Genomic DNA, 24,178 nt, shown 5'->3' on the forward strand with positions numbered 1-24,178 from the left:
CAGCGCGGTGGAGGACTCTGCAGCGTCCGTGTGTCGACAGGATCGACGGATGTTCTCGCTCGTTTCCTTCCACGGCGTCGGCGCGGAGTTGCTGGCCCTCCTGCTCGCGGCGACGTGTGCGGGCTGCGACGAGCCGGAGACGATGCTGTGCACGTCGTGCCGTGAGGCGATCCGGCCGGCACAGCGAGAGTGGATCTCGCCCGGCGGCCTGCGTGTGCAGGTCGCGATGGCTTTCGAGTCCGTCGCAGCCAGATGCATCCGCCGGGTGAAGGACGACGGCGAGACGATGCTCGCCCGTCCGCTGGGGGAGTCGCTCGGTGTGGTGCTGCGCGGAGTGCTGGCGGATTCGCCGCGCGAGTCCGTCATCGTGGTGCCCGTGCCGACGATGCGTGGCGCCTACCGAAGGCGTGGCTACCGGGTGCCCGACCTCCTGATCCGGCGGGCCGGAGCCGTACCTCGCAGGTTGCTGAGCACGCGCGGTCGGCGCACGGATCAGCGGGGGCTCGACGTCGCTGACAGGGCGAAGAACGTTCGAGGCACCATGCACGTGCGGCGGGCGGGTCACGGGCGAGCCGTCGTGCTCGTCGACGACGTCGTCACCACGGGGGCGACCTTCGACGAGGCCGCGCGTGCGCTCCGGGACGCCGGCTACGACGTCGTCGCGGCGGTCGCTCTGGCCGCCACGCCACGTCACAGCGAACGGAACGCGAACGCATCGGGGACACGCAGGAAATGACCCGTGACATCCGACGTCAGGCGGACTACCGTTGGGGGTCACAAGGCGACCACGGTCCGCCCTTGGCCGGGAGGACCGGGACAAGGAGGCAGCAATGGAAACGAGCATCGTTGGCGTCGGGGTGGGTATCACCGACCGATTCCGCACCGTTGTCGAGGAGAAGATCGCCAAGATCCAGACGTTCGCGTCGCGGGCGCAACGTCTGGATGTCAAGGTCACCCATCGGGTGTATCGAAACGGGCATGTGCCTGATGAGACGGTCGAGCTGACACTGGTCAGCAAGGGGCCGGTCGTCCGGGCAGAGGCCACCGACGGCGACAAGTTCGTCGCCCTCGACCTCGCGGTCGACAAGATGGCCGAGCAGCTGCGCCGGGCCAAGGAGAAGCGAGTCGACGGCCGACAGCATCCACGCGGGGCGCACTTCGAGAAGGAAAGCGGAGCGCTGGAGGGCATCGACGTCCAGCCGGCCTCCGTCGACGTGCTTCGCGCAGTCGCGACGGGCGCAGTGCCCATCCAGAACCACGAGGACGAGGTCTACTCGCCCGTCGTCATCCGCACCAAGAACTTCGGTGCCGAGTGGATGACCGTCGAAGAGGCGGTCGACCGGATGGAACTCGTCGGACACGACTTCTTCCTGTTCGTCGACGTGCGCACCGACCACCCGAGCGTCGTCTACCGGCGCAAGGGCTGGGACTACGGAGTGATCGCTCTCGAGACGGCGGCGCCGCCGTCCGAGGCCCTCGCCTCCTGAGACTGACATGCACAACGGCCCGGCTCCTGAAGGAGCCGGGCCGTTCTCGCGTCTGCGCCGTGCGCGTCAGTCGAAGATGCCGTCCAGGATGCTGCCGATCACAAGGCCGCCGAGGATGCCTGAGGCGATGTCGCCACCGCCGCCTCGTCGGCCGCCACCGCTCCAGCCGCCGCCACCCCACCCGTCGCCTCCGCCTCCCCAGCCCTGATCCTGTGGGCGGGACGAGTCGATGTCGCGCTGCGCGAGCTGGAGTGCCTCAGCGGCGAGGTGCGCGACGCGTCGGGCGCTCGCGAGTGCCTCGTCGCGGGTTTCCTCGGCGGGCAGCAGGTCGGAGAGGTCCACGCGAAGACGCTCGGCCTCGGCGAGGCGCGTGCGGGCGTCCGCGCCGATCCAACCGCGATGCCCGGCGATGAGCCCGCGGGCTACACCCAGCTGGCGGTCTGCGTCGTCGATGGCATGCTGCACCTGTTGGACACTGGGAAGCGGGTGCTCTGCGCGGTGCCGCGCTGTGGCGATCGCATCGTCGAGGGCGGTGTTCGCCTCGCGGAGCTGCGACAGCTCGGCGAACGGGTCGCCGGGGGAGCCCGCGGGGGAGAGGGCGCTGAGAGCGTCCTGCAGGGCGGTCACGGCCGTGGCGACGGCGGGGGTCTGCGGCGCTGTGCGTGCGGCGATCAGATCGCTGCGTGAGTCGGCGACGACCTCGGCGAGTGTCGACTCCGCACGCAGCGCCTCGATCTCGAAGTCCTCGACCGCGTCGAGCAGGGCGGACGCGCGCCGAGTCGCTTCGGTCGCCGTCTCGAGGGCGAGGTTGGCCTCCTCGTTCTGCTTGGCCGCACGGCGTCGCTCGGAGACCGCGGCGCCGTGTGTGGCGAAGGCGATGAGCTGCTCAGCTTCGGCAGCGCTGGCGGTGATCTGATGCATCGCCGAGTCCGCGTAGCGTGCGGAGAGACGGGCGACCGTCTCGTTCGTGTGCGGGATGCGCGAGCTCAGCTCGGCGGCGTCCTTGCGCACCTGGGCGATGACCTCCGGCGCACGGCGGACCTTCGCGACGGAGGCGGCGAGGTCGGTCGTCTTCTCGTCGAGCAGATCCTGCGCCCAGTCGCAGAGCTGGACGATGCGTGCGTTGCGGGTACGCAGCTCTTCCGCGGTGTCGGGGATCTCGTCGTGATTGAGCTGGTGCATCTGGAACGCCTCGCGCAGATGCGTGCGCACCGCGCTCAGCGCCTTCTTCAGGTCTCCGGTGAGCTGCCCTCCGAGCTCGGCCTCAGCGAACGCCAGCTCATCGGAGGTGCTTCGGATCCGCTCGTCGGCTGCGACGAGCGCCTGCTCGGCACGGCGCGCCAGATCGGCATCCTGTGCGGCCAGTTCTTCCTGCTCGCGCTTGCGTCTGCCCCATATTCCAGCCATAGGACTGATCCTAGTTTCCCGAACGAGAGCGCTGGCTGTGCATCCGCTCCAGGCGAACGTCGATCAGACGAGGGCGGCGACGGATGGACGCGCCGGTCGACCGCGTTTGGGGCGGTCGGATGTCAGTTCGAGCGCGAGCGCGTGCTCAGGATGCTCGGCGAGCCGATCGCGCACGTGATCGAGCCAGCGCAGCTCGGCATCGGCCGCGAAGATCATCGAATCGACGACGAGTGACCAGGCGAGGCCTTCAGGTGTGTCGTCCTCCCGTGAATCTCTGACATCGCGGAGCGTCCCGAGATGACGTCGAGAGGCCACGCGCTGAGTTGCGATCACGTCCGTGGCATCCGCCCCGGGAAGCGTCGCCGCGACGGCCAGCTTGATCGCGAGCTCGTCCCTGGTCGCCAGACCCCGCTCCACGGGTGCCGCGAGCCAGCGGTCGACCTCTGTCATCCCGGCCTCGGTGATCTCCCAGTAGACGTGTCCCTGTGCATCAGCGTCGCCACGGTCCACGAGCCCGTCGCGTTCGAGACGCTCGAGCGTGTTGTAGATCTGTCCGACGTTGAGCGGCCAGACGGACCCCGTGCGCCGATCGAACTCATGCCGCAGCTGATAGCCGTAACACGGCCCCTGAGCGAGGATCGCGAGCAGGCTCTGGCGTACCGACATGTATACCTCCGTGTGTCGTGGATCAATATATACATACTCGGAAACACGAAGCAGGTGCGCCATGCAGACGACGTGCAGGTCACGGACAGGTAACATGGCAAAGTATGCCTGGCATGCGCCCGACCAGCGGCGCCGCCGGAACCATCGACAGGGAGATGACATCTGTGGCCAATCCTCTTGAGAAGCTGCTGCGCGCGGGTGAAGGGCGGGTCATCCGTCGTCTGAACCAGGTCGTGAAGGCCGTCAACGCGCTGGAAGAGGACATCTCCAAGCTCACCGACGACGAGCTGCGCAACGAGACCGTCGAGCTGCGCGAGCGCTTCGCCAAAGGCGAGTCCCTCGATCAGCTGATGCCCGAGGCCTTCGCCGCGGTCCGCGAGGCCGCGAAGCGCACGCTCGGCATGCGCGCGTACGACGTGCAGATCATGGGTGGTGCTGCTCTCCACCTCGGCAACATCGCCGAGATGAAGACCGGTGAGGGAAAGACGCTCGTCGCGACCTTCCCGGCGTACCTCAACGCGATCGCGGGTGAGGGCGTCCACGTCATCACCGTCAACGACTTCCTCGCCAGCTACCAGGCTGAGCTCATGGGCCGCGTGTACCGCGCCCTGGGCATGTCGACGGGCATCATCGTGTCCGGCCAGACTCCGGCCGTGCGCCGCGAGCAGTACGCGGCGGACATCACGTACGGCACGAACAACGAGTTCGGCTTCGACTACCTCCGCGACAACATGGCGTGGCGCAAGGACGACCTCGTCCAGCGCGAGCACTACTTCGCGATCGTCGACGAGGTCGACTCGATCCTCATCGACGAGGCGCGTACGCCGCTCATCATCTCCGGCCCGTCTTCGGGCGAGGCCAACCGCTGGTTCGCCGAGTTCGCGAAGATCGCGCGCACTCTCGAGGCCGGAGTCGACTACGAGGTCGACGAGAAGAAGCGCACGGTCGGCGTGCTCGAGCCCGGTATCGAGAAGGTCGAGGACTACCTCGGAATCGACAACCTCTACGAGTCGGCGAACACCCCTCTGATCTCGTTCCTCAACAACTCGATCAAGGCCCTGGCGCTGTTCAAGAAGGACACCGACTACGTCGTCATGAACGACGAGGTCATGATCGTCGACGAGCACACCGGTCGCATCCTCGTCGGACGCCGCTACAACGAGGGCATCCACCAGGCGATCGAGGCGAAGGAGGCCGTGCCGGTCAAGGCCGAGAACCAGACGCTCGCCACCGTCACGCTCCAGAACTACTTCCGCCTGTACGACAAGCTGGCCGGCATGACGGGTACCGCCGAGACCGAGGCGGCCGAGTTCATGTCGACCTACAAGCTCGGGGTGATCCCGATCCCGACGAACCGGCCGATGGTCCGCAAGGACCAGTCCGACCTCGTCTACAAGAACGAGACCGCCAAGTTCGCCCAGGTCGTCGAGGACATCGCCGAGCGCCACTCGAACGGCCAGCCGGTGCTCGTGGGCACGGTGAGCGTCGAGAAGAGCGAGTACCTCTCGCGACTCCTCGCCAAGAAGGGCGTCAAGCACGAGGTCCTCAACGCGAAGAATCACGCGCGCGAGGCCGAGATCGTGGCTCGCGCGGGTCGCCTCGGCGCCGTGACCGTGGCGACGAACATGGCCGGTCGCGGAACCGACATCATGCTCGGCGGAAACGCCGAGTTCCTCGCCGTGCAGGAGCTCAAGGGCAAGGGGCTCGACCCCGTCGAGACGCCTGAAGAGTACGAGATCGCGTGGGATGAGACGTACGAGGCCATGAAGGCCGTCGTCTCGGAGGAGGCCGAGAAGGTCATCGAGGCCGGCGGGCTGTACGTGCTCGGCACAGAGCGCCACGAGTCGCGTCGCATCGACAACCAGCTGCGCGGTCGCTCGGGCCGTCAGGGAGACCCCGGTGAGAGCCGCTTCTACCTGAGCCTCACCGACGATCTGATGCGGCTGTTCCAGTCGGGGGCCGCCGAGGCGATCCTCGCACGCACCAACTTCCCCGACGACGTCCCGATCGAATCCGGTCTCGTCTCGCGCGCCATCCGCAGCGCGCAGTCGCAGGTCGAGTCCCGCAACGCGGAGATGCGCAAGAACGTCCTCAAGTACGACGACGTCCTGAACCGCCAGCGTGAGGCGATCTACGCCGACCGCCGTCACATCCTTCAGGGTGACGACATCGCCGACCGGGTGCAGCACTTCATCGAAGACGCGATCAGCGGTGTCGTGCGCGACCACACTGGTGAGGGCCACAACGAGAGCTGGGACTTCGACGCGCTCTGGACCGAGCTCAAGACCCTCTATCCGGTGAGCGTGACGATCGACGAGGTCGTCTCCGAAGCCGCTGGCCGCAAGGGCGGGATCACCGCCGACGGCCTGACCCGCGAGCTGCTCTCCGATGCGAAGATCGCCTACGAGACCCGCGAGGAGTCGCTCGGTGACGCGGCCACCCGTGAGCTCGAGCGTCGAGTCGTGCTGCAGGTCCTCGACCGTCGCTGGCGCGACCACCTCTACGAGATGGATTACCTCAAGGACGGCATCGGCCTGCGTGCCATGGCTCAGCGCGATCCGCTCATCGAGTACCAGCGCGAGGGCTACGCGATGTTCCAGTCGATGATGGGCCAGATCAAGGAGGAGTCCGTCGGATACCTCTACAACCTCGAGGTCGAGGTCCGTCGTGCAGGCGACTCGCAGACCGCAGAGGTCGAGGCCAAGGGGCTGGCGGACGGCGGAGGAGAGCAGCGTCTCGAGTACTCTGCGGCGAACGACGCCGGCGAGGTCGAGGTCCGCAACGATCGAGGCCAGGTTCAGCAGGCCGCGACCGACAAGCTGCGTCAGGCCGCCGCCGCTCGGCAGGCGCCTGCCGAGGCAGCCGAGCCCGCGCAGGAGGCCGCCCGTGGTGCTTTCGGTCAGCGTACCGAGGCCCCCGCGCCGGCAGCGGGGAACCGTGAACAGCGCCGCGCTCAGGGCAAGAAGAAGAAGTAGGCGCGACGCGTCGAGAGGGGCCGGATCCGAGTGGATCCGGCCCCTCTTTCTGTCGCTGTAGGCTTGCGCAATGAGACCAACGCGCCACTTCGACCAGTCGTCGAAGCTCAAGAACGTCCTGTACGAGATCCGTGGAAACACGCTCGTCGAGGCGGCGCGGCTCGAGGCAGAAGGCCACCGGATCCTCAAGCTCAACACGGGGAACCCCGCGATCTTCGGGTTCGAGGCGCCCCACCAGATCGTGCACGACATGCTCGCCGCGCTCCCCACGGCACACGGGTACAGCGACAGCAAAGGAATCATCTCCGCTCGTCGTGCCGTCGTCAGCAGGTACGAGGAGATCGAGGGATTCCCGCGCTTCGACCCCGAGGACGTCTTTCTCGGAAACGGGGTGTCCGAGCTCATCACCATGACGATGCAGGCGCTTCTCGACGAGGGCGACGAAGTGCTGATCCCCGCACCCGACTACCCGCTGTGGACGGCCATGACGAGCCTCGCCGACGGCACCCCCGTGCATTACCTGTGCGATGAGGACAACGGCTGGCAGCCCGATCTCGAAGACATCCGCTCGAAGATCACCCCGCGAACCAAGGCGCTCGTGATCATCAACCCCAACAACCCGACGGGTGTCGTGTACTCACGCGACGTGCTGGAGGGGATGGTGCAGATCGCGCGTGAGAACCAGCTGCTGCTTCTCTCGGATGAGATCTACGACCGGATCCTGTTCGACGGCGCCGTGCACATCCCGACGGCGACACTGGCCCCCGACCTGCTGTGCTTGACCTTCAACGGGCTCTCGAAGACCTATCGCGTCGCCGGATACCGTTCCGGTTGGCTCGTGATCACCGGGCCGCAGTCGCACGCGAAGGGGTTCCTCGAGGGGATCAATCTTCTCGCCTCGACTCGTCTGTGCCCCAATGTGCCTGCGCAGTACGCCGTGCAGGCAGCGCTCGGCGGCGTGCAGTCGATCGACTCGCTCATCGCCCCGACCGGTCGTCTGCATGAACAGCGCGACATCGCCTGGGAAGGGCTCGAGTCGATTCCCGGCGTGTCCTGCGTCAAACCGGAGGGCGCGCTCTACGCGTTCCCTCGTCTCGATCCGAACGTGCACGAGATCAGGGACGACGCGAAGCTCGTCTACGACCTGCTCGTCTCGGAGCACATCCTCTTGGTGCAGGGGACGGGGTTCAACTGGCCGACCCCCGATCACCTCAGACTCGTCACCCTTCCCGAGCCGCGCGTGCTCGCAGAAGCCGTCGAGCGCCTCGGGAACTTCCTCTCGAGCTATCGGCAGTAGCGGACTCCGACGTCACCGGGGTGCGCGCGGACGCGAAACGTCGCACCCCGGCGACGAGGCTGGAACGCGGCGTGAGGTCTGCCATCGGCTGCGCATGGAGCAGGGCGGCATCGGCGGCGCGCTGATCGAAGGGCAGGAACGTGACGTCGGTGATCCCGGCGAACCGTTCGAGAGTGCGTCGGACCTGTCCACGAGCATCGATGCCGAGAGGGCCAGGGCGCACCCGGTTGACCATGACCCTGATCGGTGTGGGTGAGGTGAGGCGTCGCAACTCGGAGTATTCCCGGATGAATCGGCTGATTCCGAGCGGGTCGGCCGCCGCGACGGCGATGATCTCGTCGGCCTCCTGCAGCGCGGCGACGGTCGCGGCATGCCTGCGTGGGCCTGTGAGGTCGTACGTGGCCTCGTCGTCGGCGTCGAAAGCGCTGGACACGTCGACGACGGTCTCCTCGGCCCAGACACGGCAGGCGCGCAATGCTGCCTGCAGGCGGTGAGCGCCGAGCTCTGGCCAGCGCCCCGGGCGGTTGATGCCCCCGAGCACCTCGATCTCACCGGCGCTGGTTGCGAGGACGCTCGCCAGGCGGGTGAGCTCTGCGGAGTCGAGGGCGCCCAGATCGGCACGTCTGCAGGCGGCCGCGACACCGGGAGCATCGTCGGCGAGGCCCAGGAGCAACGCGAGCGACGGCGCCACAGTGTCGGCATCCACCAGAGCGGTCCGTCGGCCGATCCGGGTGAGTTCGACGGCGAGCTGGATCGCTATGGTCGAGCGCCCTGGCGCCCCGGAGGGCCCCCAGACGACGGATACGCGATGCGCAGCGGAATGTGCGCCGACGGCGGCGTCAGGGACCTCCGCGGCCAGCGCTCCCGCGACCTCCCATCCGCTCGCATCCGCCGGCAACGCGGCAGCGAGGCCGAACCGGGCGAGCGCCCTGCTGTCTCCGTCTCCGAGCGAAACTATTCGAACCCCCGCCCGATCGCACGCCGCGACCAGGTCGGGGGTCAGAACGGCGCGAGTGGCCGTGACGATCACGGCATCCACGCCGCTCGGAAGGGGCAGGAGCCCGCTCGGCGGCACGACGGAGACCACCTGCACGCCCTCGATCTCGAGTTCGGCGGCCAGGTCCGTCGCGCGCGACCCGGTGATCGCCACGACGACCGAGGTCACGAGCGCGTCCCTATCGGGACCACCGACAGCACGGACCCCCCTGTGATCGCACCGAGCACGTCTGCCACCTCAGCGCGATCGACGACGACCTCCACCATGGTGGCGTCGGTGGCGAGCATTCCGTCGGTCCGGGTGACCGATGCGACGATGGCCTCCGACACGAGGATGCGTGGGGTGGCTTGAGCGTTGTTCTCGTCGCCGGCGGGAGGTGGTGCGTGCCACAGTTCGACGACGCTGCCCGTGGCGACGTCTGCAGGGACGCCGGTGCTGCTGTCGACGACGATCGTGGTGGTTCGGCTTGCGTCTGCATCCTCTGCGGCGGTCTCGGACATGAGCTCGCCCGCGGCGACGGTGCGCGAAGCCACCTGCCCGGGATGAAGATCCTGCGGAGCGAGATACCGATCGGTGATCGCGCCGAGACCGACTTCGACGATCTGGAAGTCGCCGGAGACGAGCGCTTCACCGCGGACGATCGTGCGGTTCGCCTGCAGCACGGGTGTGGTCGATCCCGCCGAGGAGACGACGGCCCAGACACCGCCGATCGACAGGACGACGAGCGCGATGCCGATAAGGAAGCGGGCATCGCCCCAGACGGCTCGACGAGTACGGGCGAACTTGTGCATGCCGACATGGTCACAGAATTCGCTCCGACTGGTCGAGACTTATCCACAGCGCGGTCCCGGTGGTGGCGGATCCGCGCGGTGGGGGGACAATGGGAGGATGCATGACTCGTCCCCGACCGCGCAGCGCTACCTCGCGCCTGCGCAGGTGGCTGAGCTGCTGAGCATCGACGTAGACGAGGTCATCGAGCTCGTCTACCAAGGGCGTCTTCGCGGTTCCCAGCTCGGCTCTCCGGCACGGTGGCGGATCGAGGAGCCGAGCCTCTCGGAGTATCTCGCGGAGCAGTCTGAAGAGGCGCGACGTATGGCGCTGTGGCGCCAGGCGAACGAAGCGAGCTTTCCTGAAGTGTGGGGCACGTCGCACAGTCAAGGCATGTGATCCCCGACCGTCTGCACTGACGTCACGGCTGTGAACGGGATGATGCGGAAGCCCCGCACCGCCTGCGTGGTGCGCGCTTCACCCGGATCGTGAAGGGCGATGTCCAGATGATCCGCGCCCGCTCGGTCGACGGTGCCGTGGAAGTCGGAGCCGTCGACGCTGATGATCCGGACCGGCACTCGACGACGACCGAGGTCGCGGAGGACGAATCCCAGCGACATGCGCTCCCGGAGCACCGGGGCCGCGGCGTCTGAGTCATCGAGGCTGGCCAGCAGCAGGCCATGGTCGACGCTCAGGCCTCGGACCGCGTGCAGGGGGAGGATGCGCGTCGAGCGGGCGATGCTCGTCTCCGCCGCCTCGACGATCGTCGCAGCGACCCAGTCGGAACCCAGTGAATGCAGTCGCGCCCGGATGCGTGTGCCGCCAGGCAGATCGATGGTCGCGGGAGCAGCTGCCGCGCACAGCACACGGAGTCGACTGCGGAGTTCGAGGCGGGAGACCCGCAAACGCTCCGACTCGGCGTCGAGCGCTGCGCGCTCGCTTTCCCACTCGGCCGCGAGCTGGCCTTCGAGGTCTTCGAACAGTCGATCCCAGTGCACGCGCCCCACCGTAAATGATGTGGACACGAGCATGTACGAGTTATCCACATAGATCGCGGAATCGGCGGGATCGCTCTGTGGGTGCGTGCTCTACTTGGCGCAGTCTTCCCCGATCGAGAGTGCCACAGATGACGCTTCACGAGTATTTCGCGCCCCAGCCCACCTCGAGTGCGGAGCTTCCGGATCCGCAACCACTGCTGCGGAGCCTCACACAGGGTGTGCTCGAGGTCCTCGCCGGGGTCAGAGAAGTCGATCAGCTCGCACGCTGGTTCAACGAAGACGCATACCGGAGTCTGGTGACGCGTGCGAACCTGTCGGCAAGGGCGCGCAGCGCGAGGGGGGTCTCGCCTGCGCGCCCGACATTCGAGATACTGTCCATCCGCGCGACCCAGCCGGTAGACGGCAAGGTCGAGGCCGTCGTGGTCGTCGCAGGACCTGGGCGCACACGCGCGGTAGCGATCCGGTTGGAGGGACTGGACCGTCGGTGGCGGGCGACGTCGTTGGCCGTTCTCTGAGCACACGCACTCTAGGCTGGTGAGGTGTCAACCCTCAGTGATCTCGCCCATGCCCAGGGCCGTCTGACCGACAACGACGTCGAGTGGCTGCATCGTCTCGCCGGCGACGGTCAGCTCCTCGCAGACCTCTCCTCGGCCGACATCGTCGTCTGGATCCAGACGGAGGACGGCTCGTTCATCGCCGTCGCGCACGCGCGTCCGAGTGGTGCGGCGACACTGTTCTACCGCGACATCGTGGGGGAACGGGTTCGTCCGCAGTGGCGCACGCAGGTCCAGGGTGCGTTCGAGTCGGCGGAGATCGTGGACTCCTCGTCTCCGGACTGGTTCGAGGAGACGCCCACGCGTGTGCGAGCCGTGCCGATCGTCAATGAGCGTCACGGTCGAGAGCATCCGACCGCCGTCATCGGAGTGGTCACACGCCACACGAACCTCGGCGAGGCGCGCACGCCGTCGCGGCAGCAGATCACGTTCGACGAATGCGCGAACGACATCTTCCGAATGATCGCCGACGGCAGCTTCCCCGATCCGGCAGCTCCGACCTCGCCGCGCCGCGGCGCCCCGCGCGCATCGGACGGTCTGATCCGCATCGATGTCGACGGCATCACGACATTCGCGAGCCCCAACGCCCTTTCGGCATTCAATCGCATGGGATTCGACGACGAACTCGAAGGGGAGTCCCTCGCCGAGGTCACCACCCGGCTCGTGCCGCCGTCTCGTCAGGTGGACGAGTCGCTGCCGGTCGTCGTGACGGGGCGCGCCCCCTGGCGCACCGACATCGAGGCGCGAGGCGTCACGGTGTCGCTGCGCGCGATCCCCCTCAAGGACCACGGCACGCGGATCGGCGCGATCGTCCTGTGCAGGGATGTCTCGGAGCTCCGCCACCAGGAGCAGGAGCTCATCACAAAGGATGCGACGATCCGCGAGATCCACCATCGCGTGAAGAACAACCTGCAGACCGTGGCATCGCTGCTGCGGATCCAGGCTCGGCGTACGCACTCCGACGAGGCGCGCGACGCCCTGACTCAGGCGATGCGCCGCGTCGACTCGATCGCCGTCGTGCATGACACCCTGGCGCAGGGGCTGACGCAGAAGGTCGACTTCGACGAGGTCTTCCACCGCGTGCTGAAGCTGGTGGCGGAGGTCGCGTCGGCTCCGAACACCCGCGCACGCACGCAGTCGACCGGACGCTTCGGGGTGCTGCCGAGCGAGTACGCGACACCGCTGGCGCTCGCGCTGACAGAGGTCGTCACGAACGCGGTCGAACACGGCCTCGCGGGGCAGGAGGGCATGGTCACGATCGATGCGCACCGCACCGAGGAGAACCTCCGGGTCACGGTTCGCGACACCGGCAAGGGGCTGCCCGAAGGGCGGATCGGCCAGGGGCTCGGAACGCAGATCATCCGGACTCTCATCCAAGGCGAGCTCAGCGGTTCCATCGAGTGGCGGGGGAGTGATGGCGGGGGCACCGAGGTCGTCATCGACATCCCGCTCCGCTGGCTGACCAAGTAGACGAGCCGGTCCACGCCGACCGGGTACGAAGAAGCGGCCCGAGACGAATCGTCTCGGGCCGCTTCTCTATGCTCAGGAAGCGCGGCGGGCGCGGGCGGCGCGGCGCTTGAGTGCGCGGCGCTCGTCTTCGGAGAGGCCGCCCCACACGCCCGAATCCTGGCTGGACTCGAGGGCGTACTGCAGGCAGATCTCAGTCACCGTGCAGGTGGCGCAGACGGTCTTCGCCTTCTCGATCTGGTCGACGGCCGGACCGGTGTTCCCGACAGGGAAGAACAGTTCGGGGTCGACAGTCAAGCAGGCGGCCTTGTCGCGCCAGTCCATGGGGGCTCCTCGGTGTGGATTGCGTAGATCATCGCGACGCGACGACTCGGATTTCGGGTGCAGATCGGGTTCGGCTACCCTGTATGAGATACGGACGGATGCCCGCATTCTGTGATGCGAGCACGAAGCCCGCCCCACGCCGCTGTGGGAGCACATGACGCTGTCTATTCTGTTACATGAAACCGGCGAAATCAAGGGTTTCGCCGGTTCTCATTCGATTCTCAGGAGACACATCGTGCGCTCACCCGGCCTTGCTCTGGCAGCTGCGGCAGTCCTCGCGGCGGAAGGTGCCGCTCTGATCGTCTTCGCTCTGATCGAACTCATCGGCCTCGGTGCCGGCGATGCGGCATCCCTGCCGACAGCGCTCGCGCTGATCGTGCTTACGCTGATCGGGGCCGGTGCTCTCGTGGCGTTCGCGATCGGCACTCGGGCCGGTCACTCCTGGGCGCGTTCCGGCGGCATCGTCTTCCAAGTGCTGGCGCTGGCCCTCGCGCTCGCATCGCTGACGCTCCAGCCGATCGCGTGGGTGTTCACCTTCGCGGTCGGACTCCCCTCACTGCTGGGATTCATCCTTCTCATCGCGAGCACGCGCGCCGAGAATCAGCGTCCTGTCGACTGAGTGCCAGTCTCAGGCCGAATGGGCTCAGACGTCGATGCCGAGCAGCTTGCGCAGTCGCGCGACGTGCCCGGTGGCCTTGACGTTGTACTGGGCGAGAGCGATCGTGCCCTCTTCGTCGAGGACGAAGGTCGAACGCAGCACACCCTCGATGACCTTCCCGTAGTTCATCTTCTCGCCCCAGGCGCCGTAGGCCACGTGCACGGCGTGGTCGGGGTCGCTCAGCAGGGTGAAAGTGAGCCCGTCGCGCTCGCGGAACTCGGCGAGCTTCGCCGGCTCGTCACGTGACACCCCGACGACGCGGTACCCGGCACCCTGCAGGGAGGAGATGCTGTCGCGGAAGTCGCAGGCCTGAGTCGTGCACCCGGGAGTCATCGCGGCCGGGTAGAAGTACAGCACGGTCTTCTGGCCGCGCAGGTCGTCGAGTCGGACGGTTTCGCCGTCCTGATCGAGGAGGGCGAAGTCGGGGGCAGCGGTTCCGGGTTCGAGGCGCACAGTCACGTCCCCAGCCTAGCGGCCGGGTGCCTGCTCGGCCTTGTCCGCGAAGGTCTGGAGGAGCCTCTGCAGCGAGTCGAGGCGCGCGCGCCCCGTCTCGTTGAGTTCGCCGCTCTCGGCCGCTTCGATGAGGGCGCAGTCGGGAGCATCCGCGAGATGGGTGCAGCCTCGGGGACAGTCCCGGGCGATGAGCGCGAGCTCGGTGAAGGCGGCGAGGATGTTCGCCGGATCGACGTGTCCGAGGCCGAAGGAGCGGACTCCGGGAGTGTCGATGACCCACCCCGTGCCTTCAGGTCCTTCGTAGCGCAGCGAGACGGTCGAGGAGGACGTGTGACGACCTCGCCCGGTCACCTGGTTGACGTGGCCGGTGGCGCGCAGCGCGCTTGGCACGAGGGCGTTCACGAGCGTGGACTTGCCCACACCGGAGTGCCCGACGAACACCGTCGAGTGACCGACCAGGGCCGCGCCGATCTCGTCGACGGGCATCTCCTCCTGTGCGCTGGTGAAGACACGCAGGTCGAGTCCGTCGAAGTGGGACAGGAAGGCGGCGGGATCGGCGAGGTCGGTCTTGGTGACTACCAGGAGGGGGCGGATGCCGGCATCCAGCGCAGCCACGAGGTAGCGGTCGACGAGTCGTGCTCTCGGCTCCGGGTCGGCGGCGGCGACCACGACGAGCATCTGATCGGCGTTCGCGACGATCACCCGCTCGACCTGGTCGGTGTCGTCGGCGCTGCGCCTCAACAGAGAGGTGCGATCCACGATGCCGATGATCCGGCCGAGCGTCCCGTCTTCGCCGGAGATGTCACCGACGACCTTCGACTGGTCTCCCGTGACGATCGGGTTGCGACGGAGCTCTCTTGCCCGTGCCGCAGTGATCATGCGCTCATCGGGGGTGTCCTCGTCGAGCAGCACGGAGTACCGGCCGCGGTCGACGCCGAGGACACGTCCGATCTGCGCATCGTCGTGCGCGGGGCGACGCTTGGTGCGGGGCCGGTTCGCCTTGGGATTGGGGCGCGTGCGGATGGTGCTCTCGTCGTACTCCTCGAAGCCGTCCTCGAGGTCGTCGGAGTCGTCGAGCCAGCTCACGCGGATGCGCCCCGCAGCATCCGCTCCCAGAGAAGGGTGAACTCGGGGAGCGTCTTCGACGTCGTGCCGATGTCGTCGATCTCGACGCCGGGCACGCGGAGACCGATGAGGGCTCCTGTCGTCGCCATCCGGTGATCGTGATGCGCGGCCCATCCGCCGCCGTGCAGCGAGCGCGGAATGATGCGGAGGCCGTCGGAGAGCTCTTCCGCCTCGCCGCCGAGGGCGCGGATGTTGCCGATGAGGGCGGCGATCCGATCGGTCTCGTGCAACCGGATGTGGCCGATGCCGCGGATCGTCGTGGGGCTCGAGGCGAACGCAGCCAGCCCGACCAGCGTCGGGGTCAGCTCGCTCGCCGCGGAGAGGTCCATGTCGAGTCCGTGGATCTCGGAACCGGCCTTCACCGTCAGCGTTCCGCTGTGGCGGCCGACGTGGGCGCCCATGGCCTGCAGGATCTCGGGAAGAAGCGCTCCGGGCTGCGTGGAGTGCACGGGCCACCCCGGTACCGACACCGAGCCCCCTGTGACGAGCGCCGCGGCGAGGAACGGTGCCGCATTCGAGAGATCGGGCTCGATCGCTATCTCTTTGGCACGGGGGACACCGGCCTCGACGAGCCATTCTCCGGTCGCGGGACGTTCGATTCGGATGCCGCGTCGGCTGAGCGCCTCGATCGTCATGTCGATGTGGGGGAGGCTCGGCAGGTGCGACCCGGTGTGGACGAGATGGAGTCCGACGTCGAAGCGCGGGGCGGCGAGCAGCAGCCCCGAGACGAACTGGCTCGAGGCCGAGGCGTCGATCTCGACGCGCCCGCCGCGGATGCGACCGTGGCCGCGGATGGTGAACGGCAGCGCCCAGGTGCCCTCGTCGTCGATGTCGACCCCGAGATCGCGCAGCGCGCTGATGAGTCCGCCCATGGGGCGATGCAGCGCCGTCTCATGTGCGGTGATATGCACGTCGTGCTGCGCGAGCCCTGCGAGCGGGGCGATGAAGCGCATCACCGTGCCTGCCTGGCCGCAGTCGACCGTCGTGCCGCCGACGAGCTTCGCGGGCGTGATGACGAGGTCCGGTCCGAACTCCCCGCCGCCCTCGACCTCCTCGATTCCCACGCCGAGAGCGCGCAGAGCGTCGACCATGCGGCGGGAGTCGTCGGAGTGCAGAGGAGCGATCAGGCGGCCGGGGCCGTCGGCGATCGCGGCGATGATGAGCTCGCGATTCGTGAGGGACTTCGACCCCGGAATCGTCACGGTGGCGTGGACCGCATCAGTGGCGGATGGCGCGACATAGACGCCCTGGACAGGGGAGGGGGAATACCTGTTGGCGCTCATCGGTTCCCACCTTAGTAAACGTGAGTGTCCACCAGAGAGAATGGCGTCCGCTCGACGACAAGGAGAGAGCATGCTCGCAACGTTGGAACGCGAGTCCGTGGACCTCAGCGGCCTAGACTGGCCGGTGATGGATGACACGGCAACCGCAGAAACGGTCAGCGACCCTCGGCGCGAATTCGAGGAGCAGGCGATCCCTTTCATGGATCAGCTCTACGCCGCGGCCATGCGCATGACCAGGAACCCCGCCGATGCAGCGGATCTCGTGCAGGAGACGTTCGTGAAGGCGTACGGCTCGTGGGCGACGTTCTCGCAGGGCACGAACCTGAAGGCGTGGCTCTACCGGATCCTCACCAACACGTACATCAACATCTATCGCAAGAAGCAGCGCGAGCCGTTCCAGGGCACGATCGACGAGCTCGAGGACTGGCAGCTGGGCGGTGCGGAGTCGACCACGGCGTCGCACGGCCGATCAGCCGAGGCCGAGGCGATCGACCACATGCCGGCATCCGTCGTGAAGGACGCGTTGCAGGCCGTTCCCGAGGACTTCCGACTGGCGGTGTACCTCGCTGACGTCGAGGGCTTCGCCTATCAGGAGATCGCGGACATCATGAAGACGCCCATCGGCACCGTGATGAGCCGCCTGCATCGTGGCAGGCGAATGCTGCGGGAGCTGCTGGCTGACTACGCCGCGGAGCGGGGAATCTCCGCGGCCGACCCGAGGAGCAAGAAATGACCGATTGCGGCTGCGACAAAGCCCGCAAGGATCTCGAGGAGTACCTCCGCAACGAGGTGTGCAACACCGAGCACACCGAGATCCGTGAGCATCTCGAGAACTGCCCGTCCTGCCGGGACGAGGCGCTCGTCGCGACGACCCTCACCGAAGTCGTGGCCCGTGCATGCAAGGAGACTGCCCCCGAGGAGCTGCGCGACCAGGTGTTCGCGCGACTTCGCGAGGTCCAGTCCGCTCAGCACTGAGTCATCCCGGCCGAGTCTCGGCTGCCCGTAGGGTGGATGCATGACGGTCATCGACTCACGCGACATCCCTGCCGATCCCGAATCGACCGCGCGTCTCGCCGCCGGATCTTTGACGTATCGGGTCGTCGATGCGTCCGATGCGAACCGAGCCTATCTCTTCCAGAGGGCGACCACGCGAGGCTTCCTCGGCGCAGTGCCGTCGGCTGAGGAGCTGGAATTCGGTCAGCAGACCTTCGACGTTCGCCGCAACACGGGCGTGTACGAGACCGCTGCCGCCGACACGATGCCGGTTGCGACCATCGACTCGTGGGTGACTCCGGTGACGCTCCCCGGGGGCTCTGAGTTGCCCATGTGGGCGATCAGCGGTGTCACCGTCTCTGCCACGCATCGGCGCCGCGGGATCGCCAGGGCTCTTCTCGAAGGCGAACTGCGCTCTGCAGCGGCCGCGGGAGTGCCGATCGCCGGTCTCACCGTCTCGGAGGCGACGATCTACGGCCGGTACGGCTTCGGTTCGGCGCTGCCCATGGCGAAGTTCACCGTGGACACGCGCCGCGCCGGTTGGGCAGGGCCCGTCGTCGAGGGGCGTGTCGAGTACGTCGATCGCGAAGCCCTCGCCGAGGCACTCGGCGCCGTGCACGACCGCGCACGGAGCGCGCGCGCCGGACAGATCCCCGGATGGCCGACGAGGTGGACGGGGATCGCAGGGCTCGCGCCGGGCAACACCGACGGCGCGAAGGTGCGCGGCGTCCGCTTCATCGATCGGGACGGCGAGGTGCGCGGAGCGATGGCGATCACGCTGCGCGACGGCAGCGGGTCCTTCCGCTTCGCCCTCGACGTGCGGCTGCTCGTCGCGGAGACCCCGGAGGCGACGGCAGCACTCTGGCAGTTCGCTCTGCAGCATGATCTCGTCGACGAGGTCACAGCGGATCTGCGTCCGCTGGACGACGCTCTTCCCTGGCTCGTGCGCGACCCGCGCGGTGTGACGCAGACCGTTCACGATCACGGCTGGCTGCGGATCCTCGACATCTCGACGGCGCTCACCGCGAGGACGTATTCCGCGCCGCTCGACGTGGTCATCCGTGTCAGCGACCCGCTCGGTTTCACCGCCGGGGATTGGCGCCTTCGCGTGGACGCTCAGGGCGCCGCCTCAGTCGATGTGGTGGACGACCCTGACCGGGTGGATGCTGAGCTCGACGTCTCGGCGCTGTCGATCCTGTACTCCGGAGGAGTGCGCGCCGCATCTCTGCACGGTGCAGGACGCATCGTGGCCGACCTGGACGTCGTGGAGGCTCTGGACCGCGCGTTCGTCTCGTTCCCCGCGCCGGCTCTGGACATCTGGTACTGACGGGTCTGCCGATCGGCATACGCCGCGCACACGAAAGAGGAGCCTCGCCGATCTCGGCGAGGCTCCTCTTTCGTGCGGTGGTGTCGCTCAGCCCAGAGTGAGGGCGTCGCGGAGCAGCTTCGCCTGCTCTGCGGCGTGCACCTTGGACGATCCCGTGGCGGGCGAGGCGGATGCCGGACGCGACACCGGACGGAAGGTCCGGTCACCGGGGACGTCGGCGAAGGCGAGCGCGAGGAACGGCCATGCGCCCTGGTTCTCCGGCTCCTCCTGAACCCAGACCAGCTCCGCGTTCGGGTAGGAGTCGGTGATCGCCTTGAGTCCGTCGATCGGCGTCGGGTACAGCTGCTCGAGCCGCACGAGGGCGACCTCCGGGTTCGGGTTCTTCTCGAGCTCGGCGCGCAGATCCCAGTGCACCTTGCCTGAGTGCACGAGCACGCGCGTGACGGCATTGCGGTCGAGATCGCGGGAATCGTCGAGGACGGGCTCGAACCGGCCCTGCGTGAAGGCCTCGACCGGGCTCGTCGCGCCGCGCAGACGCAGCATCGCCTTCGGGGTGAAGACGATCAGCGGCTTGCGCGGACGGGCGTATGCCTGACGACGCAGCAGGTGGAAGTACGACGCGGGCGTCGACGGACGCGCGACGATCATGTTGTCCTGCGCGCACATCTGCAGGAATCGTTCGATGCGCGACGACGAGTGGTCCGGTCCCTGGCCCTCGTAACCGTGGGGGAGGAGCAGCGTGACGCTGGACTGCTGGCCCCACTTCTGCTCGGCCGCCGAGATGTACTCGTCGATCACCGACTGCGCGCCGTTCACGAAGTCACCGAACTGCGCTTCCCACAGCACCAGTGCCTCGGGCGCCTCGACCGAGTAGCCGTACTCGAATCCGAGCGCCGCATACTCGCTCAGGAGGGAGTCGTAGACGAAGAAGCGACCCTGCGAATCGGAGAGGTTCGACAGCGGCAGCCACTCCTGGCCGTTGGCACGGTCGTGCAGAGTCGCGTGACGCTGAACGAACGTGCCACGGCGCGAGTCCTGACCGGCAAGGCGCACGGGGGTTCCCTCGACGAGAAGCGAGCCGAAGGCGAGCAGCTCTCCGAAGCCCCAGTCGATGTTGCCGTTGCGGCTCATGTCGAGACGCTTCTCCAGCTGCTGCTGCAGCTTGGGGTGCACCGTGAAGCCCTCGGGCTTGTTCACGAACGCGTCGCCGATGAGCTGGATGACCTCGTTCGAGACGCCGGTGATCTCCGGGGCGCCGACCTGCTCTTCGGCGGGCGGGGCATCCTGGACGACAGGCGTCGTACCGGTCTCGGCGGCGTGCGTCTCGGCGAACGCGATCTCCAGACGGTTCTGGAAGTCGGCCTTGGCCTCGTCGTACTCCTCTTCGGTGATGTCGCCTCGACCGACGAGCGACTCCGTGTAGAGCTTGCGGACGGAGCGCTTCGCCTGGATCAGGTCGGTCATCAGCGGCTGCGTCATCGAGGGGTCGTCGCCCTCGTTGTGCCCGCGGCGGCGGTAGCAGACGAGGTCGATGACGACGTCGCGGTGGAAGCGCTCGCGGTACTCGAACGCGAGCTGCGCGACGTGGATGACGGCTTCGGGGTCGTCGCCGTTCACATGGAACACCGGCGCCTGGATCGTCTTGGCGACGTCGGTGGAGTACACCGAGGTGCGGGAGTCGTTCGGGAGGGTCGTGAAACCGACCTGGTTGTTCACGACGACGTGGATCGTGCCACCCGTGCGGTATCCGCGAAGCTGCGACATCTGCAGCGTCTCGACGACCACGCCCTGGCCCGCGAAGGCGGCGTCACCGTGCACGAGGATCGGCAGCCACGCGAAGGTGCCGATCGGCTTGCGGTCCTGCTTCGCGCGGACGATGCCCTCGAGCACGCCGTCGACTGTCTCGAGGTGCGACGGGTTCGCGGCGAGGTACACGGGCAGCTCGGAGCCGTCATCGGCGACGAACGTTCCCTCGGTGCCGAGGTGGTACTTCACGTCACCGGATCCGCGCTGGTTTCCCGGGGTCTGCGTGCCTTCGAACTCCTGGAAGACATGACCGTACGTCTTGCCGGCGATGTTCGTCAGGACATTCAGGCGTCCGCGGTGCGCCATGCCGATCGCCGCGCCCTCGAGGCCGGCGGTGGCTGCACCCTGGAGGATCTCGTCGAGCAGCGGGACGAGCGACTCTCCGCCTTCGAGCGAGAAGCGCTTCTGACCGACGAACTTCGTCTGCAGGAAGGTCTCGAAAGCCTCGGCCTCGTTGAGCTTGCGGAGCACGCGCAGCTGCTCGTCGTGGCCGGGCTTCTGGTACTTGACCTCGACCTTCTCCTGGAACCACCGGCGCTGCTCGGGGTCTTGGATGTGCATGTACTCGATGCCGAGCGTGCGGCAGTACGAGTCGCGCAGGACACCGAGGATGTCGCGGAGCTTCGCGATGCGCCGTCCACCGAATCCACCGGTCACGAACTCGCGGTCGAGGTCCCAGAAGGTGAGGCCGTGGCTCTCGATCTCGAGGTCGGGGTGCGAGCGCTGCACGTACTCGAGCGGGTCGATGTCGGCCATCAGATGGCCGCGCACGCGGAAGGAGTTGATGAGCTCCTGCACACGGGACTGCTTGTCGACGCGCTCGGCGAGGTCGACCGCGATGTCGGGGTTCCAGCGGATCGGAGCGTAGGGGATGCGGAGAGCCGCGAAGATGTCGTCGTAGAAGCCGCGCTGGCCGATGAGCAGCTCGTGCACCTTCTTGAGGAACTCGCCCGAGCCCGCGCCCTGGATGACGCGGTGGTCATATGTGCTCGTCAGCGTGATCGTCTTGCCGATAGCCAGCTCGTTGAGCGTGCGCTCGCTCGCTCCCTGGAACTCCGCCGGGTATTCGAGGGCGCCGGCGCCGATGATGCAGCCCTGGCCCTTCATGAGGCGCGGCACGGAGTGCACGGTGCCGATGCCGCCCGGGTTCGTCAGCGAGACCGTGGTGCCCTGGAAGTCCGCCGCGGTGAGCTTGTTGTTGCGGGCGCGGGTGACCAGGTCTTCGTAGGCGACGAGGTACTCGCTGAACGAGAGGGTGTCAGCGCGCTTGATGCTCGGGACCATGAGCGCGCGCGTGCCGTCGGGCTTGGGCAGGTCGATCGCGATGCCGAGGTTGACGTGCGCGGGTGCGACAACCGACGGCTTGCCGTCGATCTCGGCGTAGAACACGTTCTGGCTGCGGAACTCGTCGAGGGTGCGGATGAGCGCCCACCCGATCAGATGGGTGAAGCTGATCTTGCCGCCCCGGGTGCGAGCCATGTGGTTGTTGATGACGATGCGGTTGTCGATCATCAGCTTCGCAGGCACGGTGCGGACGCTGGTCGCGGTCGGGACGGTCAGGGACTCGTCCATGTTCGCGGCGAGAGTCTTGGGGAGGCCGCGGAGCGGCGTGACCTTGTCTTCCTCGACGGGCTCGGCGGACTCCGGTGCCTCGGCCTTGGGAGCAGGCTTCGGTGCCTGCGCCGGGATGGGCGCCGCCGCAGCGGGCTTCGTCGTCGTGCGTGCGACGGGCTGTGCGCCGATGACGGGGATCGGGGCGGTCACAGGGTGCTCGGGCTGCTCTGCAGCGGGTGCGGGAGCTGCGGTACCGGTCGCGGGATCGGACTGGTACTTCTCGAGGATCGGCCACCACTCCTTGTCGACGGAGTCGCGGTTCACCTTGAACTGCTCATAGAGCTCTTCGACGAGCCAGGAATTGGCTCCGAACCCCCCGTCGCCCCCGACGCCGGTCACCTGGTTCGACACGCTGGATCGCCCTCTTTCATCGCTGAATCCCATATGTGCACGCCACGACGCAGGATGCGTTCGGGCCCGCACACTCTCGATCTCCAAGCCTAACGTGTTTCCACACGCAATCGTCGAAGGCGTGCGCCTTCGACGCCCGATCTGAGTAGCGTGGGGATATGGAATTCTCCGGCGAGTCACCCACAGTCGATCTGACCTATTCCGACGTGTTCCTCGTGCCGCGCCGATCGGCCGTCACCAGCCGTCTGCAGGTCGACCTCGCTCCGCAGGACGGCACCCCTGCGACGCTTCCGCTGGTGGCATCCAACATGAACTCCGTCACGGGTCCACGTCTCGCGGCCGTCCTCGCGCGGCGGGGCGGGCTCGGAGTGCTGCCGCAGGACATGCCCCTGCAGGATCTCGATGCCGCGATCCGCGACGTCAAGGCGCAGCCGGTGCTGTGGGACACGCCTCTCGTGCTGCCCCCTGCGGCGTCGGTGTCGGACGCCCTGCGCCTGATGCCGCCGACAGCCGGGCACGGGATCGTGGTCGCATCGGGGCCGGCTCCGCACCACGTGGATCAGATCCTCGGAGTCCTCCCCGCCACACGGCTCGCGACGGCGCTGCCGGATGCGCAGCTGGGCGATCTCGTGCACACCGGAACGCCCTCGCTCGACGCGGATGACATCGGGTCCGAGCGCCATGCGTTCGATGTGATCACCGACGCGGGCGTCGAGATGGTGACGATCGCGCACCACGGACATCTGGTCGGTACGCTCAGTGCCCGCAGTGCGCTGCGTTCGACCCTGTATCGTCCCGCGGTCGACCGCGACGGCCGACTCGCGGTCGCCGCAGCCGTGGGGATCAACGGCGACGTGGCCGCGAAGGCCAAGGCGCTCGCCGCCGCGGGGGTCGACGTGCTCGTGGTCGACACCGCGCACGGACACCAGGAGGGGATGCTCCGCGCTCTGAGCGCCGTGTCGGCGCTCGGACTCGGGATCCCGATCGTGGCGGGGAACATCGTCACCGCCGACGGGGTCAAGGACCTGGTCGAGGCGGGTGCCTCCATTCTCAAGGTCGGAGTGGGTCCCGGTGCGATGTGCACCACCCGCATGATGACGGCAGTCGGACGCCCGCAGTTCTCCGCGGTGCTCGAGACCGCTGAGGCCGCGCGCGAACTCGGGGCGCACGTCTGGGCCGACGGCGGAGTCCGATACCCGCGCGACGTGGCACTCGCGCTCGCCGCCGGCGCCGCATCCGTCATGGTCGGGTCGTGGTTCGCGGGCACGATCGAGGCCCCTGGCGAGCTGCAGAGCGACGCCGAGGGTCGTGTCTTCAAGGAATCGTGGGGCATGGCCTCCACGAAGGCCGTGCAGGCGCGGTTCGGACGCCTCGACGCATACGAGCGGGCTCGCAAGGAGCTCTTCGCGGAGGGGATATCTTCGTCGAAGATCTACCTCGATCCGCTCCGCCCAGGCCTCGAGGACCTGCTCGACATGATCACGTCCGGCGTGCGCTCGTCGTTCACCTACGCCGGAGCGTCGTCCGTTCCGCAGTTCCACGAGCGGGCGCTGGTCGGTCTGCAGTCCGCCGCCGGGTACGAAGAAGGCAAGGCCCTGCCGGTCAGCTGGTAGCAGCCTCGCCCGCAG

22 protein-coding genes are annotated in these 24,178 nt (G+C 67.7%); 12 read left to right on the forward strand and 10 right to left on the reverse strand.

Going from position 1 to position 24,178, the window contains the following annotated elements:
* The first annotated feature begins 49 nt into the window (after positions 1 to 49).
* Positions 50 to 736, forward strand: a complete 687-nt coding sequence (locus ASF63_RS02270; protein ID WP_056509033.1) for a phosphoribosyltransferase family protein — start codon at positions 50 to 52, stop codon at positions 734 to 736.
* 94 nt (positions 737 to 830) lie between these two features.
* Positions 831 to 1,487, forward strand: a complete 657-nt coding sequence (gene hpf, locus ASF63_RS02275; RefSeq protein WP_056509036.1) for a ribosome hibernation-promoting factor, HPF/YfiA family — start codon at positions 831 to 833, stop codon at positions 1,485 to 1,487.
* Positions 1,488 to 1,553: 66 nt separating this feature from the next.
* Here the strand turns inward: hpf and ASF63_RS02280 are convergent, their stop codons facing one another.
* Together ASF63_RS02280 and ASF63_RS02285 are read right to left on the reverse strand one after the other, a co-directional pair.
* The gene (locus tag ASF63_RS02280; RefSeq protein WP_056509039.1) at positions 1,554 to 2,894 is read right to left on the reverse strand and encodes a hypothetical protein; all 1,341 of its coding nucleotides are present in this window, start codon (positions 2,892 to 2,894) and stop codon (positions 1,554 to 1,556) included.
* Positions 2,895 to 2,957: 63 nt separating this feature from the next.
* Positions 2,958 to 3,560, reverse strand: a complete 603-nt coding sequence (locus tag ASF63_RS02285) for a PadR family transcriptional regulator (RefSeq protein ID WP_056509043.1) — start codon at positions 3,558 to 3,560, stop codon at positions 2,958 to 2,960.
* A gap of 164 nt (positions 3,561 to 3,724) precedes the next feature.
* Here ASF63_RS02285 and secA point away from each other — a divergent pair, with 164 nt between their 5' ends.
* Complete coding sequence (gene secA, locus ASF63_RS02290) at positions 3,725 to 6,535, forward strand: preprotein translocase subunit SecA (RefSeq protein ID WP_056510151.1); 2,811 nt, start codon at positions 3,725 to 3,727, stop codon at positions 6,533 to 6,535.
* 70 nt (positions 6,536 to 6,605) lie between these two features.
* Complete coding sequence (locus ASF63_RS02295) at positions 6,606 to 7,832, forward strand: pyridoxal phosphate-dependent aminotransferase (protein WP_056509045.1); 1,227 nt, start codon at positions 6,606 to 6,608, stop codon at positions 7,830 to 7,832.
* On the opposite strand, the gene ASF63_RS02300 is transcribed toward ASF63_RS02295, so the two are convergent.
* Together ASF63_RS02300 and ASF63_RS02305 are read right to left on the reverse strand one after the other, a co-directional pair.
* Entirely contained in the window at positions 7,756 to 8,997 is a 1,242-nt protein-coding gene (locus ASF63_RS02300) for an AAA family ATPase (protein WP_056509048.1), read from the reverse strand. The genes ASF63_RS02295 and ASF63_RS02300 overlap by 77 nt on opposite strands.
* Positions 8,994 to 9,620, reverse strand: a complete 627-nt coding sequence (locus ASF63_RS02305) for an SAF domain-containing protein (RefSeq protein WP_056509051.1) — start codon at positions 9,618 to 9,620, stop codon at positions 8,994 to 8,996. Before ASF63_RS02305 ends, ASF63_RS02300 begins: the two co-directional genes overlap by 4 nt.
* 97 nt (positions 9,621 to 9,717) lie before the next feature.
* On the opposite strand from ASF63_RS02305, the gene ASF63_RS02310 reads away from it, so the two are divergent.
* Positions 9,718 to 9,996, forward strand: coding sequence for a helix-turn-helix domain-containing protein (locus tag ASF63_RS02310; RefSeq protein ID WP_056509054.1), 279 nt, complete (start codon positions 9,718 to 9,720; stop codon positions 9,994 to 9,996).
* Here the strand turns inward: ASF63_RS02310 and ASF63_RS02315 are convergent.
* Entirely contained in the window at positions 9,984 to 10,628 is a 645-nt protein-coding gene (locus ASF63_RS02315; protein WP_235560668.1) for a hypothetical protein, read from the reverse strand. The two genes, ASF63_RS02310 and ASF63_RS02315, sit on opposite strands and share 13 nt — an antisense overlap.
* 95 nt (positions 10,629 to 10,723) lie before the next feature.
* Between ASF63_RS02315 and ASF63_RS02320 the strand changes: the two genes are divergently transcribed.
* Both ASF63_RS02320 and ASF63_RS02325 read left to right on the forward strand, forming a co-directional pair.
* Positions 10,724 to 11,110 (forward strand): Rv3235 family protein, encoded by a 387-nt coding sequence (locus ASF63_RS02320; protein ID WP_056509056.1) that lies wholly within the window; start codon positions 10,724 to 10,726, stop codon positions 11,108 to 11,110.
* Between the two features lie 24 nt (positions 11,111 to 11,134).
* Positions 11,135 to 12,619, forward strand: coding sequence for a sensor histidine kinase (locus tag ASF63_RS02325; RefSeq protein WP_056509058.1), 1,485 nt, complete (start codon positions 11,135 to 11,137; stop codon positions 12,617 to 12,619).
* A 72-nt stretch (positions 12,620 to 12,691) separates the two neighbouring features.
* Here the strand turns inward: ASF63_RS02325 and ASF63_RS02330 are convergent, their stop codons facing one another.
* A complete protein-coding gene (locus ASF63_RS02330) occupies positions 12,692 to 12,940 on the reverse strand; it encodes a WhiB family transcriptional regulator (RefSeq protein WP_028503730.1) in 249 nt (82 codons plus the stop codon).
* Between the two features lie 235 nt (positions 12,941 to 13,175).
* Here ASF63_RS02330 and ASF63_RS02335 point away from each other — a divergent pair, with 235 nt between their 5' ends.
* On the forward strand, positions 13,176 to 13,559 hold the full coding sequence (locus ASF63_RS02335; RefSeq protein ID WP_056509061.1) for a hypothetical protein: 384 nt from the start codon (positions 13,176 to 13,178) through the stop codon (positions 13,557 to 13,559).
* 24 nt (positions 13,560 to 13,583) lie between these two features.
* Here the strand turns inward: ASF63_RS02335 and bcp are convergent, their stop codons facing one another.
* Genes bcp through aroA form a run of 3 tightly spaced genes read right to left on the reverse strand, consistent with a single transcriptional unit; the run spans position 13,584 to position 16,459 of the window.
* Positions 13,584 to 14,057: a thioredoxin-dependent thiol peroxidase gene (gene bcp, locus ASF63_RS02340; protein WP_056509064.1), complete on the reverse strand. Its 474-nt coding sequence runs from the start codon at positions 14,055 to 14,057 to the stop codon at positions 13,584 to 13,586.
* 9 nt (positions 14,058 to 14,066) lie between these two features.
* Positions 14,067 to 15,137 (reverse strand): ribosome small subunit-dependent GTPase A, encoded by a 1,071-nt coding sequence (gene rsgA, locus ASF63_RS02345; protein WP_056509069.1) that lies wholly within the window; start codon positions 15,135 to 15,137, stop codon positions 14,067 to 14,069.
* The gene (gene aroA / locus ASF63_RS02350) at positions 15,134 to 16,459 is read right to left on the reverse strand and encodes a 3-phosphoshikimate 1-carboxyvinyltransferase (RefSeq protein ID WP_056509072.1); all 1,326 of its coding nucleotides are present in this window, start codon (positions 16,457 to 16,459) and stop codon (positions 15,134 to 15,136) included. The genes rsgA and aroA overlap by 4 nt, the downstream gene beginning before the upstream one ends.
* A 70-nt stretch (positions 16,460 to 16,529) precedes the next feature.
* Between aroA and ASF63_RS02355 the strand changes: the two genes are divergently transcribed.
* From ASF63_RS02355 to ASF63_RS02365, 3 genes are read left to right on the forward strand one after another with little or no spacing between them, the layout of a single operon-like run.
* Positions 16,530 to 17,192 carry a sigma-70 family RNA polymerase sigma factor gene (locus ASF63_RS02355; RefSeq protein WP_056509075.1) on the forward strand — a complete coding sequence of 221 codons (663 nt, stop codon included), beginning with the start codon at positions 16,530 to 16,532 and terminating at the stop codon, positions 17,190 to 17,192.
* Positions 17,189 to 17,434: a zf-HC2 domain-containing protein gene (locus ASF63_RS02360; RefSeq protein ID WP_053095677.1), complete on the forward strand. Its 246-nt coding sequence runs from the start codon at positions 17,189 to 17,191 to the stop codon at positions 17,432 to 17,434. The genes ASF63_RS02355 and ASF63_RS02360 overlap by 4 nt, the downstream gene beginning before the upstream one ends.
* 40 nt (positions 17,435 to 17,474) lie before the next feature.
* On the forward strand, positions 17,475 to 18,779 hold the full coding sequence (locus ASF63_RS02365; RefSeq protein ID WP_056509078.1) for a GNAT family N-acetyltransferase: 1,305 nt from the start codon (positions 17,475 to 17,477) through the stop codon (positions 18,777 to 18,779).
* Between the two features lie 87 nt (positions 18,780 to 18,866).
* On the opposite strand, the gene ASF63_RS02370 is transcribed toward ASF63_RS02365, so the two are convergent.
* Positions 18,867 to 22,550 (reverse strand): multifunctional oxoglutarate decarboxylase/oxoglutarate dehydrogenase thiamine pyrophosphate-binding subunit/dihydrolipoyllysine-residue succinyltransferase subunit, encoded by a 3,684-nt coding sequence (locus ASF63_RS02370; protein WP_056509081.1) that lies wholly within the window; start codon positions 22,548 to 22,550, stop codon positions 18,867 to 18,869.
* Positions 22,551 to 22,708: 158 nt separating this feature from the next.
* Here ASF63_RS02370 and ASF63_RS02375 point away from each other — a divergent pair, with 158 nt between their 5' ends.
* Complete coding sequence (locus ASF63_RS02375; protein WP_056509083.1) at positions 22,709 to 24,163, forward strand: GuaB1 family IMP dehydrogenase-related protein; 1,455 nt, start codon at positions 22,709 to 22,711, stop codon at positions 24,161 to 24,163.
* The last annotated feature ends 15 nt before the right edge of the window (positions 24,164 to 24,178 follow it).

Source organism: Microbacterium sp. Leaf320, from assembly GCF_001423485.1.
Classification (GTDB): Bacteria; Actinomycetota; Actinomycetes; order Actinomycetales; family Microbacteriaceae; genus Microbacterium.

Excerpts from the sequence above, each read along its gene's own strand:
- ASF63_RS02270 (WP_056509033.1), top strand. The coding sequence starts at position 50 with ATGTTCTCGCTCGTTTCCTTCCACGGCGTCGGCGCGGAGTTGCTGGCC.
- hpf (WP_056509036.1), top strand. The coding sequence starts at position 831 with ATGGAAACGAGCATCGTTGGCGTCGGGGTGGGTATCACCGACCGATTC.
- ASF63_RS02280 (WP_056509039.1), bottom strand. The coding sequence starts at position 2,894 with ATGGCTGGAATATGGGGCAGACGCAAGCGCGAGCAGGAAGAACTGGCC.
- ASF63_RS02285 (WP_056509043.1), bottom strand. The coding sequence starts at position 3,560 with ATGTCGGTACGCCAGAGCCTGCTCGCGATCCTCGCTCAGGGGCCGTGT.
- ASF63_RS02295 (WP_056509045.1), top strand. The coding sequence starts at position 6,606 with ATGAGACCAACGCGCCACTTCGACCAGTCGTCGAAGCTCAAGAACGTC.
- ASF63_RS02305 (WP_056509051.1), bottom strand. The coding sequence starts at position 9,620 with ATGCACAAGTTCGCCCGTACTCGTCGAGCCGTCTGGGGCGATGCCCGC.
- ASF63_RS02310 (WP_056509054.1), top strand. The coding sequence starts at position 9,718 with ATGCATGACTCGTCCCCGACCGCGCAGCGCTACCTCGCGCCTGCGCAG.
- ASF63_RS02315 (WP_235560668.1), bottom strand. The coding sequence starts at position 10,628 with ATGCTCGTGTCCACATCATTTACGGTGGGGCGCGTGCACTGGGATCGA.
- ASF63_RS02320 (WP_056509056.1), top strand. The coding sequence starts at position 10,724 with ATGACGCTTCACGAGTATTTCGCGCCCCAGCCCACCTCGAGTGCGGAG.
- ASF63_RS02330 (WP_028503730.1), bottom strand. The coding sequence starts at position 12,940 with ATGGACTGGCGCGACAAGGCCGCCTGCTTGACTGTCGACCCCGAACTG.
- aroA (WP_056509072.1), bottom strand. The coding sequence starts at position 16,459 with ATGAGCGCCAACAGGTATTCCCCCTCCCCTGTCCAGGGCGTCTATGTC.
- ASF63_RS02355 (WP_056509075.1), top strand. The coding sequence starts at position 16,530 with ATGCTCGCAACGTTGGAACGCGAGTCCGTGGACCTCAGCGGCCTAGAC.
- ASF63_RS02360 (WP_053095677.1), top strand. The coding sequence starts at position 17,189 with ATGACCGATTGCGGCTGCGACAAAGCCCGCAAGGATCTCGAGGAGTAC.
- ASF63_RS02365 (WP_056509078.1), top strand. The coding sequence starts at position 17,475 with ATGACGGTCATCGACTCACGCGACATCCCTGCCGATCCCGAATCGACC.
- ASF63_RS02375 (WP_056509083.1), top strand. The coding sequence starts at position 22,709 with ATGGAATTCTCCGGCGAGTCACCCACAGTCGATCTGACCTATTCCGAC.